The organism is Corynebacterium sp. MSK218, from assembly GCF_030232655.1.
Lineage (GTDB): Bacteria > Actinomycetota > Actinomycetes > Mycobacteriales > Mycobacteriaceae > Corynebacterium.
In genome coordinates, this window is sequence record NZ_JASPGN010000008.1 from 111,627 (window position 1) to 125,739 (window position 14,113).

Annotated in this window: 12 protein-coding genes and 1 pseudogene; 2 read left to right on the forward strand and 11 right to left on the reverse strand. The window is 64.1% G+C overall.

Going from position 1 to position 14,113, the window contains the following annotated elements:
* Positions 1–41: 41 nt before the first annotated feature.
* From QP922_RS08160 to QP922_RS08185, 6 genes are all read right to left on the reverse strand, one after another.
* On the reverse strand, positions 42–779 hold the full coding sequence (locus QP922_RS08160) for an ABC transporter permease (protein WP_284808812.1): 738 nt from the start codon (positions 777–779) through the stop codon (positions 42–44).
* Complete coding sequence (locus QP922_RS08165; protein ID WP_284808813.1) at positions 776–1,528, reverse strand: ABC transporter permease; 753 nt, start codon at positions 1,526–1,528, stop codon at positions 776–778. Before QP922_RS08165 ends, QP922_RS08160 begins: the two co-directional genes overlap by 4 nt.
* Positions 1,525–2,568, reverse strand: coding sequence for an ABC transporter ATP-binding protein (locus tag QP922_RS08170; RefSeq protein WP_284808814.1), 1,044 nt, complete (start codon positions 2,566–2,568; stop codon positions 1,525–1,527). Before QP922_RS08170 ends, QP922_RS08165 begins: the two co-directional genes overlap by 4 nt.
* Positions 2,565–3,644: a saccharopine dehydrogenase family protein gene (locus QP922_RS08175; RefSeq protein WP_227486179.1), complete on the reverse strand. Its 1,080-nt coding sequence runs from the start codon at positions 3,642–3,644 to the stop codon at positions 2,565–2,567. The genes QP922_RS08170 and QP922_RS08175 overlap by 4 nt, the downstream gene beginning before the upstream one ends.
* Before the next feature lie 166 nt (positions 3,645–3,810).
* On the reverse strand, positions 3,811–6,057 hold the full coding sequence (locus QP922_RS08180) for an ATP-binding cassette domain-containing protein (RefSeq protein ID WP_284808816.1): 2,247 nt from the start codon (positions 6,055–6,057) through the stop codon (positions 3,811–3,813).
* Between the two features lie 107 nt (positions 6,058–6,164).
* Positions 6,165–6,668, reverse strand: coding sequence for an ECF transporter S component (locus QP922_RS08185; RefSeq protein WP_284808818.1), 504 nt, complete (start codon positions 6,666–6,668; stop codon positions 6,165–6,167).
* A 629-nt stretch (positions 6,669–7,297) separates the two neighbouring features.
* Here QP922_RS08185 and QP922_RS08190 point away from each other — a divergent pair.
* Positions 7,298–7,683, forward strand: a pseudogene (locus QP922_RS08190) (IS110 family transposase); the annotation flags it as partial.
* A 2-nt stretch (positions 7,684–7,685) separates the two neighbouring features.
* Here QP922_RS08190 and QP922_RS08195 read toward each other — a convergent pair.
* The 3 genes from QP922_RS08195 to glf form a co-directional block, all read right to left on the reverse strand.
* Positions 7,686–8,294: a three-helix bundle dimerization domain-containing protein gene (locus QP922_RS08195; protein WP_284808820.1), complete on the reverse strand. Its 609-nt coding sequence runs from the start codon at positions 8,292–8,294 to the stop codon at positions 7,686–7,688.
* A 45-nt stretch (positions 8,295–8,339) separates the two neighbouring features.
* Entirely contained in the window at positions 8,340–8,600 is a 261-nt protein-coding gene (locus tag QP922_RS08200; RefSeq protein WP_284808822.1) for a hypothetical protein, read from the reverse strand.
* Positions 8,601–8,682: 82 nt separating this feature from the next.
* Positions 8,683–9,879 (reverse strand): UDP-galactopyranose mutase, encoded by a 1,197-nt coding sequence (gene glf / locus QP922_RS08205; protein ID WP_284808824.1) that lies wholly within the window; start codon positions 9,877–9,879, stop codon positions 8,683–8,685.
* Between the two features lie 155 nt (positions 9,880–10,034).
* On the opposite strand from glf, the gene QP922_RS08210 reads away from it, so the two are divergent.
* Positions 10,035–12,026: an N-acetylmuramoyl-L-alanine amidase gene (locus QP922_RS08210; RefSeq protein WP_284808825.1), complete on the forward strand. Its 1,992-nt coding sequence runs from the start codon at positions 10,035–10,037 to the stop codon at positions 12,024–12,026.
* Positions 12,027–12,142: 116 nt separating this feature from the next.
* On the opposite strand, the gene QP922_RS08215 is transcribed toward QP922_RS08210, so the two are convergent.
* Together QP922_RS08215 and QP922_RS08220 are read right to left on the reverse strand one after the other, a co-directional pair.
* Positions 12,143–13,210: an HNH endonuclease signature motif containing protein gene (locus QP922_RS08215; protein WP_284808827.1), complete on the reverse strand. Its 1,068-nt coding sequence runs from the start codon at positions 13,208–13,210 to the stop codon at positions 12,143–12,145.
* A gap of 45 nt (positions 13,211–13,255) precedes the next feature.
* Positions 13,256–14,092, reverse strand: coding sequence for an HAD family hydrolase (locus tag QP922_RS08220; protein ID WP_204099389.1), 837 nt, complete (start codon positions 14,090–14,092; stop codon positions 13,256–13,258).
* Positions 14,093–14,113 lie beyond the last annotated feature (21 nt).

Here is a 14,113-nt window from a genome sequence, read left to right on the forward strand (position 1 = left end):
CACGCGGCGGTTTCGGGTTAGATGCTCGGATTCGCGGGCCGTCATGCAGACTCCCCCGGCCTCGTTTTCACGGCGATGCCCCACGCCGCGAGCACGACGATACCAAAGAACCAGGCCGCGCAGACCACCAGCCCCGCAGCCCCGGTGCCGTTGACGGCCTCGCCGGCCGCGGATACGGGGGTGTGCCCGGCGATTCCGCGCAGGAGGGGACGGAAGTGGTCGGCGGGCATGAGCACCGTGTTGACGAACATCGCAACGATGATCAACGGGATAAGGGCCACGGATCCCTGGGGGCTAGTGATGGAGAACGCGATGTACGTGCCGGTGCATGCGGCCGCCGCGGCAACCATCGCGCCGGTCACCGTGATCCTCCACCACCAGGACACCTCCGGGGGGCCGTCGGAAAGCAAGGCGGCCACCGCCGCGACGACGACCGTCATCGCCATGATCCGGATGAACTCGGCGATGATCCGTGCGGTCGGCACGGCCGCGTACGGTGCCGGCATTGTGATCAACCGCTCGTGGAGGCCATTGCTGCGTTCAACGAACACGGTGGACGATCCCGTGATGGCCAAGATGAACGCCCACGCCGTCACGACCAGGATGACCGCGTTCCGGAGTTCGAACTCTCCGGTGAGCTGCCTGACCAGGCCACCGAACATGCGGTTGACGATGAACAGGTACACGAGCGGAGCAATGAACGTCATGAACCAGAAGTCGGGGCGCCGCAGCCAAATGTGGGCGATGCGCCGCAGATGCACGAAGATGGCGCCGATCATGATTCGCTCCTCGAGGTGAACCGGCGGATGAACAGGACGATTCCGGCGACCACCGCGACACCGAGCCACAGGGCGGCCTCTTCCCCGGCGTGATCCGGGAAGGCGCCCGGGGACGCCGCCCTGATCACCTCGATCACCGGCGAAAAAGGCATGTGGCGCACGATGTCGCGCAGGGAGCCGTCCAAAGCGGTCGCCGGAATGAACGCGGTGGAGAACATGAGCAGCAGCATTTCCAGTGCCTGGATCGATGAGGCCGTCGACACCGGGGCGGGCACCATCAGGATCACCCCGTCCGTGACCAGGGACAGGACCGCGGCGGCGAGCAGTGACCACAGGACTGTCCACGCGACGTCACCGAGAGCCATGTCGAGGCCACAGGCCCACGCGACGATCAGCAGCGCCGCGATCGACGCGGACATCCGCAGCGCATCGGTGGCGAGCCTGCCGGCGACATAGCCGCCCGTAGCCCCGGGCAACACGCGCACACGGTCGACGAGCCCGGATTCGACGTCCTGTCCCACCGCCATCGCCGACGCCGCGGCGGTGAACATCGCCGCCTGGAACAGGCAGCCGCCGAGCACGAAACGCAGATACCCGAAGCCGGATTGCCCTGCCGAGTACCCAAACACCGCGTACAGGCACAGCAGGAAGAGGGGAGGAACGACGAACATGGAGATCAGCGACGCGGTGTTGCGTCGCAACAGCAGCAGATCCCGACGGAGGAACGCCGCGACCGACGTCGCACTCATCGCGCCGCACCCCCCGCGTTCATCGATATGAACACCTCGTTGAGGGTGGGCGGCGACACGCTCAGCGAATCCGGCAACGCTTCCGAGGCCTCCATCGCCTGCGCCACCGCCTCGAGGACCTGCGGTCCGGGGTCGACGTCGAGGGACACCGACTTCCCCGCGACGCGGGCGCCGTCCAGGCACGTTCCTCCGAGGCAGCGGGCGAACGCCTCCGCCTCGGCGGTGGTGGCAAAGGACACGCGGAGCACGTGCGACCCGAAGTCGCGGCGCAATTCCTCCGGCGTTCCGCTGGCGACGATGCGGCGGTCCTTGAGCAGATGGACGTGGTCGGCCAGTGCCTCCGCCTCTTCCAGGTACTGGGTGGTCAGCACCAGGGTCATTCCGTCGTCCCGCAGTTGCCGGATGAAGCCCCACAACTCTTCGCGGCTGACCGGGTCCAGCCCCGTCGTGGGTTCGTCGAGGAACAGCAACCTGGGCACGACGCACAGCGACGCGGCGATGTCGAGGCGGCGCCGCATGCCACCCGAATAGGCCGACGCCAGCGTCGAGGCACTGTCCGCGAGCGAGAATTGCGCGAGCAGTTCCGTCGCGCGGGCGGCCGCGTCGGCGCGGTCGAGTCCGCGCAGACGCCCGAAGAACTCCAGGTTCTCCCGGCCGGTGAGGTTCTCGTCAATCGCCGCGAATTGGCCGGTGGTGGCAATGTCGGCACGCACGCCCGCCGGATCCTCTTTCACATCGCGCGAGAAGATGCTCACCTCGCCGGAGTCTGCGGTGATGAGCGTCGACAGGATTCGGATGAGGGTGGTCTTGCCTGCGCCGTTGTGGCCGAGGAACGACACGATCGACCCGGCGGGCACGGTGAAACTCACGCTGTCGAGCACATGCTTGCGCATCCGGGCGCCGCGCTTTCCCTTGCGCCCGCCGTCCGGCGGAGCACCTGCCCCGCCTTCGGGCGCGGCGCCGGCTTTGCCCGCAATCGGGTAGCTCTTCGTGAGGTCGCGGACGACGATCGCCGCACCTCGTTCAGCTTGATCCGTCATCGTTTCCCCTTTTCTTTGGTATCGCAGTGGGCCGCTGTCGGCAGCGGCCCCGTGGTCGGGTTGTCATGCGGCACCTCGATATGGATGCCCGCATCGCGGGCGAAGGCGAGGACCGGTTCGAGGAGCCGGGGGTGGCTGACGAGATCCCGGCACCCCGGCGCGACCGGCTTCCCCGCGACCGACGCAACGGTGGCGGCGGCAATGGCCGCGGTCATTTTGTAGGAACCCGGGCCAGTCGCCCGGACGACGGTTGTCTCGGCCGCCGACCCCGCATCGCCCGCGCCGGCGGAGGACAGTGCGATGACCAGCTCGGCGGGTTGCGGAGTGCCGTTCGCCCGCGCCTTCCGCGACGTCACGGCCGCCCCGAGACGGGCGAGCAGACCGGAGACGACGGGCATCGCGTACAGTCTCGACGTGCGGATCTTCTCCACCGACTCATCGGGGAGAGCATCGAAGGCGACGTGGTAGGAAAATCCGAGGATCGAGGGGCACACCCCGCGTACGACGTCGATGTCCGGGCATTCGTAGCCGATTCCGCTTTGCGACGACACCAGGTTGCGCCGCACTTCGACGATGGCGCCGCCGAGCATCGCGCGGTATCCGCCGCGAATGGTCCGGAACATCGACTCGACCGACGCGGCCCCGGATTCCTGGTCGGCGCCAATTCGCAGATCGACCCGCACATCGCGGACCTCTTCGGCCCCCGCAGCGCAGGCCCCGAGCATCAACAGGGCCGTCGACAAGCCCGGGCACAGGCCGAACCCGGTGAGCACGGGAACCCCCTCCCGCCGAGCATCCCCGTCGAGGGCCATGATTGCGCGGCGGGCGTCGATCGAATCGTTGACGTCGATGTACCCGGTGCCTGAGTCGATGCAAGCACGGGCGAGTGAGTCTGCATGCACCTCGAACGGGCCAATGCCGGCTTCGGCCAACCGAGTCGCAGCCGCCACCGCCTCCGCATGGACCCGGCCGTACGGGACGAGGACGTCCCGCCGACTCTCGACGAAGGTGATCCCCTTCTTCGTCTCATCGGCCTTGTCCCGAGGCACGTCGCTGATGGTCCGGATCGTGTTCACTGGTACCTCTTTCGGTTGTCGGCGCCATGCCGGTGCCGGGCGGACCGGGCCCGCATGGCGCGACCCGGAGGATGTGTCTGAAGGGTTGAAGCAACTGGGTGGGGCGCGTCTCCGTACAGGCTCGGAAACGCTCGCGGGCTCGGGGCCCGCCGGTTCTGGGTGCCCGTCAAGTCACTGCGGACACCAGGGCGGCAACGAAGGCCGCGGCGGACGCTGCGGCCGCGAAACCGTCACGCACTCGCCAGGGGTGATCGGTGCGGAAGGTACGCCGCGGATGGCGGCCGAAGTTGCGCATCGCCAGGGTCAGGGACAGCTTTTCGGCGCCGCGCACGGCGCTGACGAACAAGGGGAAGGCGATGCGCGCGGGCGTCGTCGCGCGAATGAAACCGGAGCGGAAAAACTGCCCTGGTTGCATCGAGCGCAATCTAATCGCCCATGTCAGCTGGGGGATTTCGCTGCGCAGGAACGCCGCGATGCTCACCCCGGAAATCGCTATGGTGCACCATGTGTAGGGCACCCAGAGGCGTTGCACCATGGCGTCGAAAAGCTCCTCGACGCGCATGCACGCGGAGACCAGGACCGTCCCCGCGAACACGGCCGTCAGCAGCAGTCCGTGATGGATGCCGTGGCGGACGGCCTCCGCCGTATCCCCACCTCCGTAGAACTCGGAGCGCCACCCGATCAGGCCGAAGAACACCCCGATCAACAGGACGAGGAGAACCTTCCCCGCCGTCGCCCGAACGTCGCGTTCCGCGATCGCAGCGAGTGCGAGGAACGCAACCCCAGTCAGCGCGAGAACGGCGTCTCCGCCGGAGAGCAGCCCGGCGACGAGGACGAGCATCACCGCCCCGACAATCGTGATGGTGTTCAACCCTGCGCGCCTTCGAGAGGCGGATTCACTGGTCCAGGGGCTTTCATTCCCGGACGTCCCTGCGCCGGCCGCGGGCAGTGCGCGATCCCGCCGGGACGACTCCGGGGCAGCCGGCACGTCGGCCGCGGGACCAGACCAGGCGACCTTCCCTTCGGCGACGATGCTCGCCCGATCCGCCCACGTTCGCGCGGCACGGCGGTCGTGGCACGTGAACACAACGGTTCCGCCGGCCCCGGCGTATTCCGCCAGCGTATCCAGTACGATGCGCGAGCTCGGCGAATCCAGGTGCGCCAACGGCTCGTCGAGAAGCAGCAAACGGCGATTGGCCGCCACCGCCAGGAAGATGCCCAACCGTCTTTTCTGTCCGCCCGACAGGACGAACGGCGAGACAGGGTCAAGTGCCCGGGGGCACAAGGCTTCCCGCAGTTTCCTCAGCTCATCGGCGCCGAGTGGTCCGTGCGGGTCCGTGCCGGCCAGCGCGGAGGCGATTTCCGCGGCGACGGTCGCACGGGTGAACTGGTGCTCGGGGTTCTGGAACGCCCACGACGCGAAGGCGTCGGGGGCGCGCCGGGCGGACTTGCCGTCGATCCGTATGTCCGCTCCCGCCTTCATCTGGCCCGACAGCACCGCCAGCAAGGTGGACTTACCGGCTCCGTTGGTGCCGACCAGGGCATGGATCTCGCCCCGTTCCAGTGTCAGATCGGCCCCGTTCAGGATCCGCTCCCTGCCCCGGGCCACATGGGCTCCGGTCAAGGCCAGCAGTGGAACGGCATCCGCCTCCAATTCCGGATCGGCGCCATCCCCGGCTCCCCGGGGCCTTCGCCGCCGGTCCGGACTGAGACGGTCCGGTGCCCCCGTGCCCGGCGTACTGGCGTCCGGCGCTCCGGCGGTCGCGGCCGACGTCGCAATGCCCTTCACCGCGATGCCCTCCGGCGCTCCGTGCGCGGCGACGCTCCCGTCCACATCGAGGATTGTCACCGTGTCGACCCACCCGTCGAACGGGCGGAGGTCGTGCTCGATGAGCAGGATGACGCGACCCGGAGCCCGCAAATCACGGATGGCGGCGAACAGCGACCGGCGACCATCCTCGTCGACGTGGGCCGCGGGCTCGTCGAAGATCATGACCTCCGGCGCCCTGGCCACCGCACCGGCGATGGCCATCCGCTGGCGTTGCCCGCCCGACAAAGCCCACGGATCCTTCTCCGCGAGCTCTGACAGCCCGAGCTCTGATAGGGCCGCGGCTGATCGCTTGGCGACGATGTCGGCTTCCACGAGGGAAAACTCGAGGGCCATGGCCACGTCATCGACGACTCGAAGCGTGAGCACCTGCGTCGCCGGGTCTTGCCCGACGAAGGTGACCCGGTCCCCGTCCACGGGGCATTCGGTGCCGTCGACATCAACGATGTGCACGGATCCGGCATGGTCGATGGGGATGTGCGAGGGGATCAGTCCAGCGATGAGGTGGGCCAGGCTCGTCTTTCCGCATCCCACGGGTCCCGTGATGACATTGATCGTGCCGAAGTCGAAGGAGAGATCCACCATGTCGGGTGCCCATCGCCCATCGGCGTGCCGCACGCCCGCGCCACTAACCCGTAACCGGGCCGGGGCCGTCCCGCGTGTCGCACCGGCGCACGCGGGTGCTCCGGCGGTCACCGGGTGACCCCGCGGCTGCGAAGCCCCTTTGCGACGGCAAAGCCCAGGACCAAAAACACCAGGCTCGATGCCAAGGCTACGGCGAAGCTGATCAGGGTCATGGGCGTGGTCGGCGAGTCGACGCCAACTGCGCGCGGGGCCATCGTTCCCATCATCGCGGAGAACAACATCGCCGACGCCACGAACTGGGGACGCGTCCACCGCCGGTACAGGGTGACCATGAACGGAAGCTCGATGAGCAATCCTTCCATGATCAGCGCCCCGATCGCGGCGACGCCGAACGGGGTGGTCGCCGCGGACACGACGCCCATGGCAAGGCACGCGATGAGGCTCGCGCCAGGCTTGCGGACGACGATGAGGGGAACGACGCACTGCAGGAACCACAACCCGAGCGTCGCCGCGACGAGATAAACGTGGGCGATGCCGGCGAACACCTGCAGGTAGGTCAGGGGCACGACGACGAGAGACCCCGCGACGCCGATCGCGGCGGCGACGAGCATATCGCGGGTGGATGGTCGGCCACCCGCTGCGACCGGTGCGACGTGTACCAACCGCCCGTCGTCCGTCTGCGACGCCACCGCGTCGCCGTCGCCCGTCCCGTCCGGGCCCGCGTCCCCGACTCCCCCTCCGGAGAGGGGTTCTCTGGTCGATCCACGTTTTCTGTTCATCGTCGCCGCCTCGCTTCCGTTGCCGATTCCCGATCGGGAACATAACTTGAAACAGTATTAGGTTAGGCAATCCTTAGCCACTTATGCCGGACTCGAATTATTGACTTTGCCCCCGTTCCCCCCCCATTTCGTTGTTAGCAGTTCCACCTCAGGGCACCGAAGATTCATAGTCTGTCCACCCGATTGGGCTGGTTATGTTTATTTCCGTTCCCTCCGTCTGAAAGGACAGTGGAACTAGTCGCTGGCTTCGGTATGGCTTATTCCCGCCCCTGTCTGAAAATGATCCGGGGGTGATGCCGCCGAAGACAGTGACACACTCAAACTGCTAATAGGAACCTGACCCAGCCCAGGTGGTATGAGGTCTCACAGTAATGTGGATGCCAGCGCAAGCATGTCCGACAACCCCAGCGATGAAGCTTAAATAGTCCAACTTCTAATTCATCGCTAGGAGGCATACACCCATGGCCTATGACTTCGTCATTGGCGTAGACGTCGGCAAATACTTCCACCACGCCTGCGTCCTCGATCCCCAAGGCAGGCAAGTCCTGTCCAAACGCATCAATCAGCATGAAGGCTCGCTACGCAAGCTCTTCGGCCAATTCCTCGCCGACAACGCCTCGGTCCTTGTTATTCCCAACAACATCGGCCGGTTGACCGTCGCAGTCGCCCAAGACATGGGGCAGATGTTCGCTATCTACCAGGGCTTGCGATGCGACAGCTCTCTCGCATCCACGTCGGCAACTCCAAGACCGATGTACGCGACGCCTACGTCATCGCCCATGCCGGTCTTAACCTTCCAGATTCCCTGCGCAGTGTCGACCGCGTTGAGGAAGTCTTTATCCAGCTGATTTAGGCCGTGGCAGCGGCATCCTCCGAGATAGGCTCGATACCCAGGCGGTTGAGCATGTAGAGCACGCGGGCGCCGAGGTCATCGGCCAACTCGCGGGTCTCTTCCACCGTTTCAGCGGTAGCAATATCCCAAATCTTGATGTCCTTGCCTGCCTCATCGCGTGGGAGGTCGCGGCCAAGGTACACAATGAAATCCGGGATGGTCAGCAGACGCAGGTCCTCAAGGTAACGGTCCGGATGCTCAGCCATACCGCGCTCCTGGAGCACGTGGGCCATGTGGGAATCGGACTCGTTCTCCGGGTGAGCCACGGCAGCGTCCACCAGCAGGGCATCGCCGGCGTACTTCTTCGTCAACGCCACGGCTGCCTGGGCCAGCGCATGGTCGGCGCCGGCAGCAAAACGCACGTGGATACGGTGGCCACCAAAGTGCTCACGCACTTCACGTTCCACCATGACGGGCACAAAGTCCTCGAGAGTAGCGCCTTCCTCATGGCGCTTAATGGCAGCATCCAAGACAGAGTTGATCTCGTCGGTGCTGTATTCGTGACCGTAGTCGGCCTGAAGATCCTGGCGCAGAGCATCGAAACGACGGGAATTCGGGGAGGTCATTTTAAACTCACTTTCTGTTCGCCTATTGTTAACCTGTAATTAACTTTAGCGAGTTGTTGTCCCGACCTCAAGTTTTACTTTCACACCGCTCATGATTGGCGCCGGCGATGGTCTTCGGGGCCCACAAAGGCCAAAGGCCTGCCGGGTGTTCCGGCAGGCCTTCTTTGCTTGCTGCTTCTTCTTATCGGGAATCTGCGTTGCCCGATTCCGAAGCTTGAGATGTTCCTCAAGCCGCTCCGGGGACATCTTCCACATGCTGCGGTCCGCAGCCCCGGGCGCGTGCTTCCTCTTCTTGCGCTGGGCCATGCCGTCACCTCCTTCCATCGAGGTGTTTCAGCATAGCGCGCCGTGCCGCACTATAGGGAGCGGCCGGGGGCAGCACTGCGGCCTAGTGGCCGCGCTCCTGCTCTAGGGCCTTGCCCTCGTTCCAGAACGGAGCCAGCTTGTTGTCGAACATGCTCAGCGCGGAGGCGATGGCCATGTGCATGTCCAGGTACTGGTAAGTGCCCAGGCGGCCACCGAAGAGGACGTGGTTCTCACGGGCCTCCGCAGCGGCGAGCTTGCGGTAAGCCTCCAGCTTGGAGCGGTCCTCCGGGGTGTTAATCGGGTAGTACGGCTCATCGCCCTTCTCGGCAAAGCGCGAGTACTCCTTCATGATGACCGTCTTATCGGCAGGATATTTATCCTGCCGTTCCGGGTGGAAGTGGCGGAACTCATGGATGCGGGTGTAGTCCACGTCAGCATCGTTGTAGTTCATCACCGGGGTGCCCTGGAAGTCACCGGTTTCCAGCACCTCCAGGTCGAAGTCCAGCGTGCGCCAGCCCAGCTCACCCTCGGCGAAATCGAAGTAGCGATCCAGTGGGCCGGTGTAGACCACCGGCGCGCTTGGCGACGCCCCCCGCACCTCCTCGCGCACGTCGAACCAGTCGGTGTTGAGGCGGACGTCGATAAGCTCGTGCTCCGCCATCTTCTCCAGCCAGGCCGCGTAGCCGTCGACGGGCAGGCCCTCGTAGGTGTCGTTGAAGTAGCGGTTGTTGAAGGTATAGCGCACCGGCAGGCGCGTGATGTTGCCGGCCGGCAGCTCCTTCGGGTCGGTCTGCCACTGCTTGGCCGTGTAATCGCGGATGAAGGCCTCGTACAGCGGGCGACCAATGAGCGCGATCGCCTTCTCCTCCAAGTTCTGCGCCTCATCCACCGCAAACTCGCCGGCCTGCTCCTTGATGAGCTCACGCGCCTCATCCGGGGAGTAGTAGCGGCCAAAGAACTGGTTAATCAGGCCCAGCCCCATAGGGAACTGGTAGGCCGTGCCGTCGTGCATGGCGAAGACGCGGTGCTGGTAGTCGGTGAACTCCGTGAACTGGTTGCAGTACTCCCACACGCGCTTATTCGACGTGTGGAAGAGGTGCGCGCCGTACTTGTGGACCTCGATGCCGGTCTCCGGCTCGGCCTCCGAGTAGGCGTTGCCACCCAAATGCTCGCGGCGCTCGACGATGAGCACCTTCTTGCCCAGCTGGGAGGCTGCGCGCTCGGCCACGGTCAGGCCAAAGAATCCAGATCCAACAACGATGAGGTCATATGCAGTCATGGACTCCAGCTTAAAACAGCGCTACCCCTGGTGCCGCGGATGACGAACACGCGCGTGTCACACCTCCGACCCCACACGCAACTGTCGTAACATGTGTCCCGTTAGCTAACTTTTTGCGCTCTTTTTAACCTGCAGATAGCCCCTAGGGAGTAACAGTGCAACAGAAACGTCGTCTCGTCCCCGCGAAATCTCGGTGGTCCACGCCGATTATCGCCGCGGTCACCTCCATCGCCGTGGTCACCACCGCCGCCTTCGGAGGGCATACCATTCTCCAGACCCAGGAGGCTGGCAACGGGCCGATTGAAGTTTCGTCCCACAGCGAGTCCTTCGGTTCGGGCGAAACGGTCGTCGTCGATGACCCTGCCATCGCCTCCCAAGGTGACGGCTCCGGGCCGCGCGCGGTGAAGCAGTTCCACCGTGACGAAACCTTTTCCTCCTTCGCCGTGACGTGGAAGGGCCCGCGCGATGTCGCCGCCTTCGTGCGCGCGAAGCAGCCGGACGGGTCCTGGTCCGAGTGGTACGACATGGACGCGATGTCCTACTCCGGCGATGACCCCTCTGCCACGAACGGTACTGAGCTCATCTTCGTGGGCGACACTAACGATGTGCAGGTTTCCATCAACAACGTCGATCTCGTGACGGGGTCCAACCTCGATGAATCCTTCGAGGAGACGGAGGTTGAGGAGGACGCCGCGCTTGACGACGTCTCCCCCTCCCTCGCCGCCGCCAATGCTGCCGCGGAGCGCTCCGCGAACCCGCTGCCGGCGCCTATTGCGTCCAATGTCGGTGACATTGCGCCAGTCGCGGACGTCGAGAACACCGCCAGCGTGGAGGGCCTTGAGGCCGTGTTTATGGACGGCAATGCTCAGGAGGGCGAGGTTATCGAACCCACTGCCGATACTGACGGTATGCCGCGCGTGGTATCTCGTGCTCGTTGGGGCGCGGATGAGAGCCTGCGTTGTAAGGACGCTGATTACGATGATGGCGTGAAGGCCATCGCGCTGCACCACACTGCAGGTTCCAATGATTACACCCGCGCGCAGGCAGCTGCACAGGTCCGCGCGGCATACCAATACCACGCGCAAAACCTGGGCTGGTGCGATATCGGCTACAACGCCTTGGTGGACAAGTACGGCACGATTTACGAAGGCCGCTATGGTGGCCTCGACGAGGCCGTGCAGGGCGCCCACATCGGTGGCTTCAACGAAAACACGTGGGGCATCTCGATGATTGGTAATTACGAGAAGACTCAGCCGACCGCTGCCCTGCTGAAGTCAGTCACGGACCTGGCGGGCTGGAAGGCCGCTATCTCTGGTGTCGATCCGGAATCCCGCGTGAACCTTCGCTCGCAGGGCTTCTCCGGTTCGAGGTACCCGGCCGGTGCTTATGCCCCGGTCTACGGCTTCTTCGGCCACAGTGACGTTCACTTCACTGCATGCCCGGGCCGCTACACCATTGCGCTCTGGCCGCAGATTCGTGCAGCAGCGCATAAGAAGTACAAGGCCATCAGGTCTGGGGCATCTGGCTCAATCGATTGGTCTGATGACTTCGAAGGGTCCACTGCAACCGACACAGCGACAGTCACCGATGCACCAGCACCGCGCCCGAACAAACCGGCAGCGCAAGAGCCGATGTCCTCGATTGGTGATTCCGAGATTCCGCTCAGCACCATCACGGCACTCCTCGGCCTAGCTGCCACGGTCTTCGGCATCATGTACAGCCGCTCCGATAAGCAGATTGACATGGACCAAAAGGTCGGCGGACTGCCGGTCGAGCAGATTCCGGGCATTGTGACCAAGGTGGTGTCCTTGAGCAAGAATGAGGGCCTCAGGGAGACGTGGACCGCAGTGCTCAACAACTTCGGACCGGTCCTGGGGCTAGCCGTGGGCGGCCCGGATGAGACATCGGGTATCATCTCGCAGCTCTTCCAGAACGGCGTGGTCCTCTACTCCGAGGAGACTGGCGCCCACGCACTGGTGGGCCAGATTGCCAAGGAGTGGGCAACCGGCGCTAACGCCGCCAAGCTTGGTTTGCCGACGTCCGACGAAATACTCACCGGCAATGGCAAGGAAGTCCGCGTTCACTTCCAGGGTGGTTCCATCGTCTACAACCCAGATACCGAGCAGATTCAGGTCTTTACGAACTAATCCTCAGCTCGAGTGAGGCTCTGCACAGCGCAGGGCGCCGCGTTGAGGATCGCCAACGCCGCGGAGGCCCTGTGGGGGGGCGTCCGCGTGGTGGTGCGTGTGCTTTGCGTGGCGGTCTACCCGCCAGGTGGTTCGAGTGCGCGTTGCGCGGCTTGATACGCCGCTTGGGCAGTGATCGGTTCTGCCCAGGGTGGGATGTAGCCTACTTCGCCGCGGAGGCGGAAGACGTAGCCGGCACCGGTGGGTTTCTCCGGGTCATCATCGTTAATACCGTTGTGGTAGGCACACAACATGGTTAGATTCGGCGGGTCGGTGGTACCGCCTGCTTTCCACGGCACTAGGTGATGCACGTGGGCATAATCAGCCGGTTTATTACAGCCTTTCCTGGCGCAGGTGGGGTGCTCGGCACTGGCCATGATGCGTTGCTCGAACCCGGCGAGGCGTTTCATGCGGTGCAGCCATACCGGCCCGATGGTGGGGTGGATGAGGGTGACGTAGCCGATCTCAGCAAACTTGTAGTTCAAAAACTGCGTGCCGGTCATCCGGCCACCGTTGGTGAGCTCGAGGATGATGTCATCCCCGTCGCCGGAGATAATCTTGTCGAGCTTGTCCAAGGTTACGACCACGCTGGTGAATACGGCGGGTTTGGTTCCGCCGTGGGACTTGTTGAAGAAGACCTGTTTGGTTGCTTCCAGCAGGTTGTTCTGGTTGAGAGATTCTAGAACGCCGCGCATCTCGGTGACGGTCATGGGGTCATCGGTAATGGTCAGCGAGTGCGGGCCTTCCGAGCGGTAGGTCATGCGCACCCCGGGCGTGGGAATACGTTTGGGCTTGAGCTCTTTTAAGCGCTTGGCTGCCACGGCTGGGATGTTGTGGGCGGGCGTGCCGGCGAGCTTTACACGCAGGTTCCAGGCATGCAGCTGATTTTTCAGCTTCTTGGTGTAGGACTCAATGAGGCTGAGCGTGGCTAAGTCGTGGCCTTGCTCTGCGGCCCGGTGGCGGGCTTGGCGTTGTTTGCCCGTGAATTTCGTGGTGCCGAAGTAAATGTGGTTTAGGCGTGCTAGTTCGGTGGCATCGGCTAGCGAAGCGCCGAGTGTGCGTAAACGTTTCTCGCCTCCTACCGCTTGTTTCACCAATGTGATCCCCGAGTTGCGGTAGGAGAAATAGGTTTCTAAATCCCCCATGACCCAGAACCCTAAAACACCCCGGAAAACCCCGCAACCGGAAGATTAAAACCAGTGCTCAAGCACTTTAGCCACGCCGGCCTGGTGATGGGGCAGGGTGGTGGCATCGGAGACGTCGGCAAGCGCGGGGTGTGCGTTTCCCATTGCGACGCCGCAGCCTGCCCACTCCAGCATTTCGAGGTCATTGGGCATATCGCCGAAGGCGATGATGTCTTCGCGTGAAATACCGTGATGTTCCGCCAACCACTGAACCCCGCGGCGCTTGGTCACGTTCGGCGCAGCGACCTCGAGCACGCCCTCCGACATCGAGTACGTGACGTGGGCAAGCTCTGGATCGATGTGCGGGGCAACCAACTCATAGAGCTCCGGGGCCGAATAATCAGTATTGCGGATCAGCAGTTTCACGGCTGGTTTCGACACCAATTCCCCCACGCTGACCAGGCCGAATCCCTCAAACATCGCGTTCTCCGAATAATGCGATTCCACCACGAAGAGTTCGTCCACGGGATCCAGCAGCGAGCCGCCAGCGCGCTCTGCACCGAAACCCGCGCCACCTAGGGGCTGGAGGGCTCTGGAGGCGACGTCGACAGTTTCGGCCAAAGCCTCCGGGGACAACTCGTGGGTAGAAAGGACGCGGTCCTCGGCAGAATCATAAATCACCGCGCCATTCGAGGTCACGCACACCGGACGCACCGTAAGCTGCTCCAGCACCGGCATAATCCAGCGGAAAGGCCGACCCGTGGCCAAGGCAAACTCGGCTCCGGTGTTGACAGCCCGGGAAATGACCTCCCGATTGCGCTTAGGCACGCGGTGATTGCGGTCCAACAAGGTTCCGTCGATATCGCTCACGATGAGGCGCGGGGCGTGCTCCGGGAAAGTCATAACCTTGAGTCTACGTCAGGG

Coding starts and splice junctions, on each gene's coding strand:
- QP922_RS08200 (WP_284808822.1), bottom strand. CDS start 8,600: ATGGCCCAGCGCAAGAAGAGGAAGCACGCGCCCGGGGCTGCGGACCGC.
- QP922_RS08195 (WP_284808820.1), bottom strand. CDS start 8,294: ATGACCTCCCCGAATTCCCGTCGTTTCGATGCTCTGCGCCAGGATCTT.
- QP922_RS08180 (WP_284808816.1), bottom strand. CDS start 6,057: ATGGTGGATCTCTCCTTCGACTTCGGCACGATCAATGTCATCACGGGA.
- QP922_RS08165 (WP_284808813.1), bottom strand. CDS start 1,528: ATGAGTGCGACGTCGGTCGCGGCGTTCCTCCGTCGGGATCTGCTGCTG.
- QP922_RS08185 (WP_284808818.1), bottom strand. CDS start 6,668: ATGCTCGTCGCCGCCGCGATCGGCGTCGCGGGGTCTCTCGTCGTCGTG.
- QP922_RS08170 (WP_284808814.1), bottom strand. CDS start 2,568: ATGACGGATCAAGCTGAACGAGGTGCGGCGATCGTCGTCCGCGACCTC.
- QP922_RS08215 (WP_284808827.1), bottom strand. CDS start 13,210: ATGGGGGATTTAGAAACCTATTTCTCCTACCGCAACTCGGGGATCACA.
- QP922_RS08220 (WP_204099389.1), bottom strand. CDS start 14,092: ATGACTTTCCCGGAGCACGCCCCGCGCCTCATCGTGAGCGATATCGAC.
- QP922_RS08160 (WP_284808812.1), bottom strand. CDS start 779: ATGATCGGCGCCATCTTCGTGCATCTGCGGCGCATCGCCCACATTTGG.
- glf (WP_284808824.1), bottom strand. CDS start 9,879: ATGACTGCATATGACCTCATCGTTGTTGGATCTGGATTCTTTGGCCTG.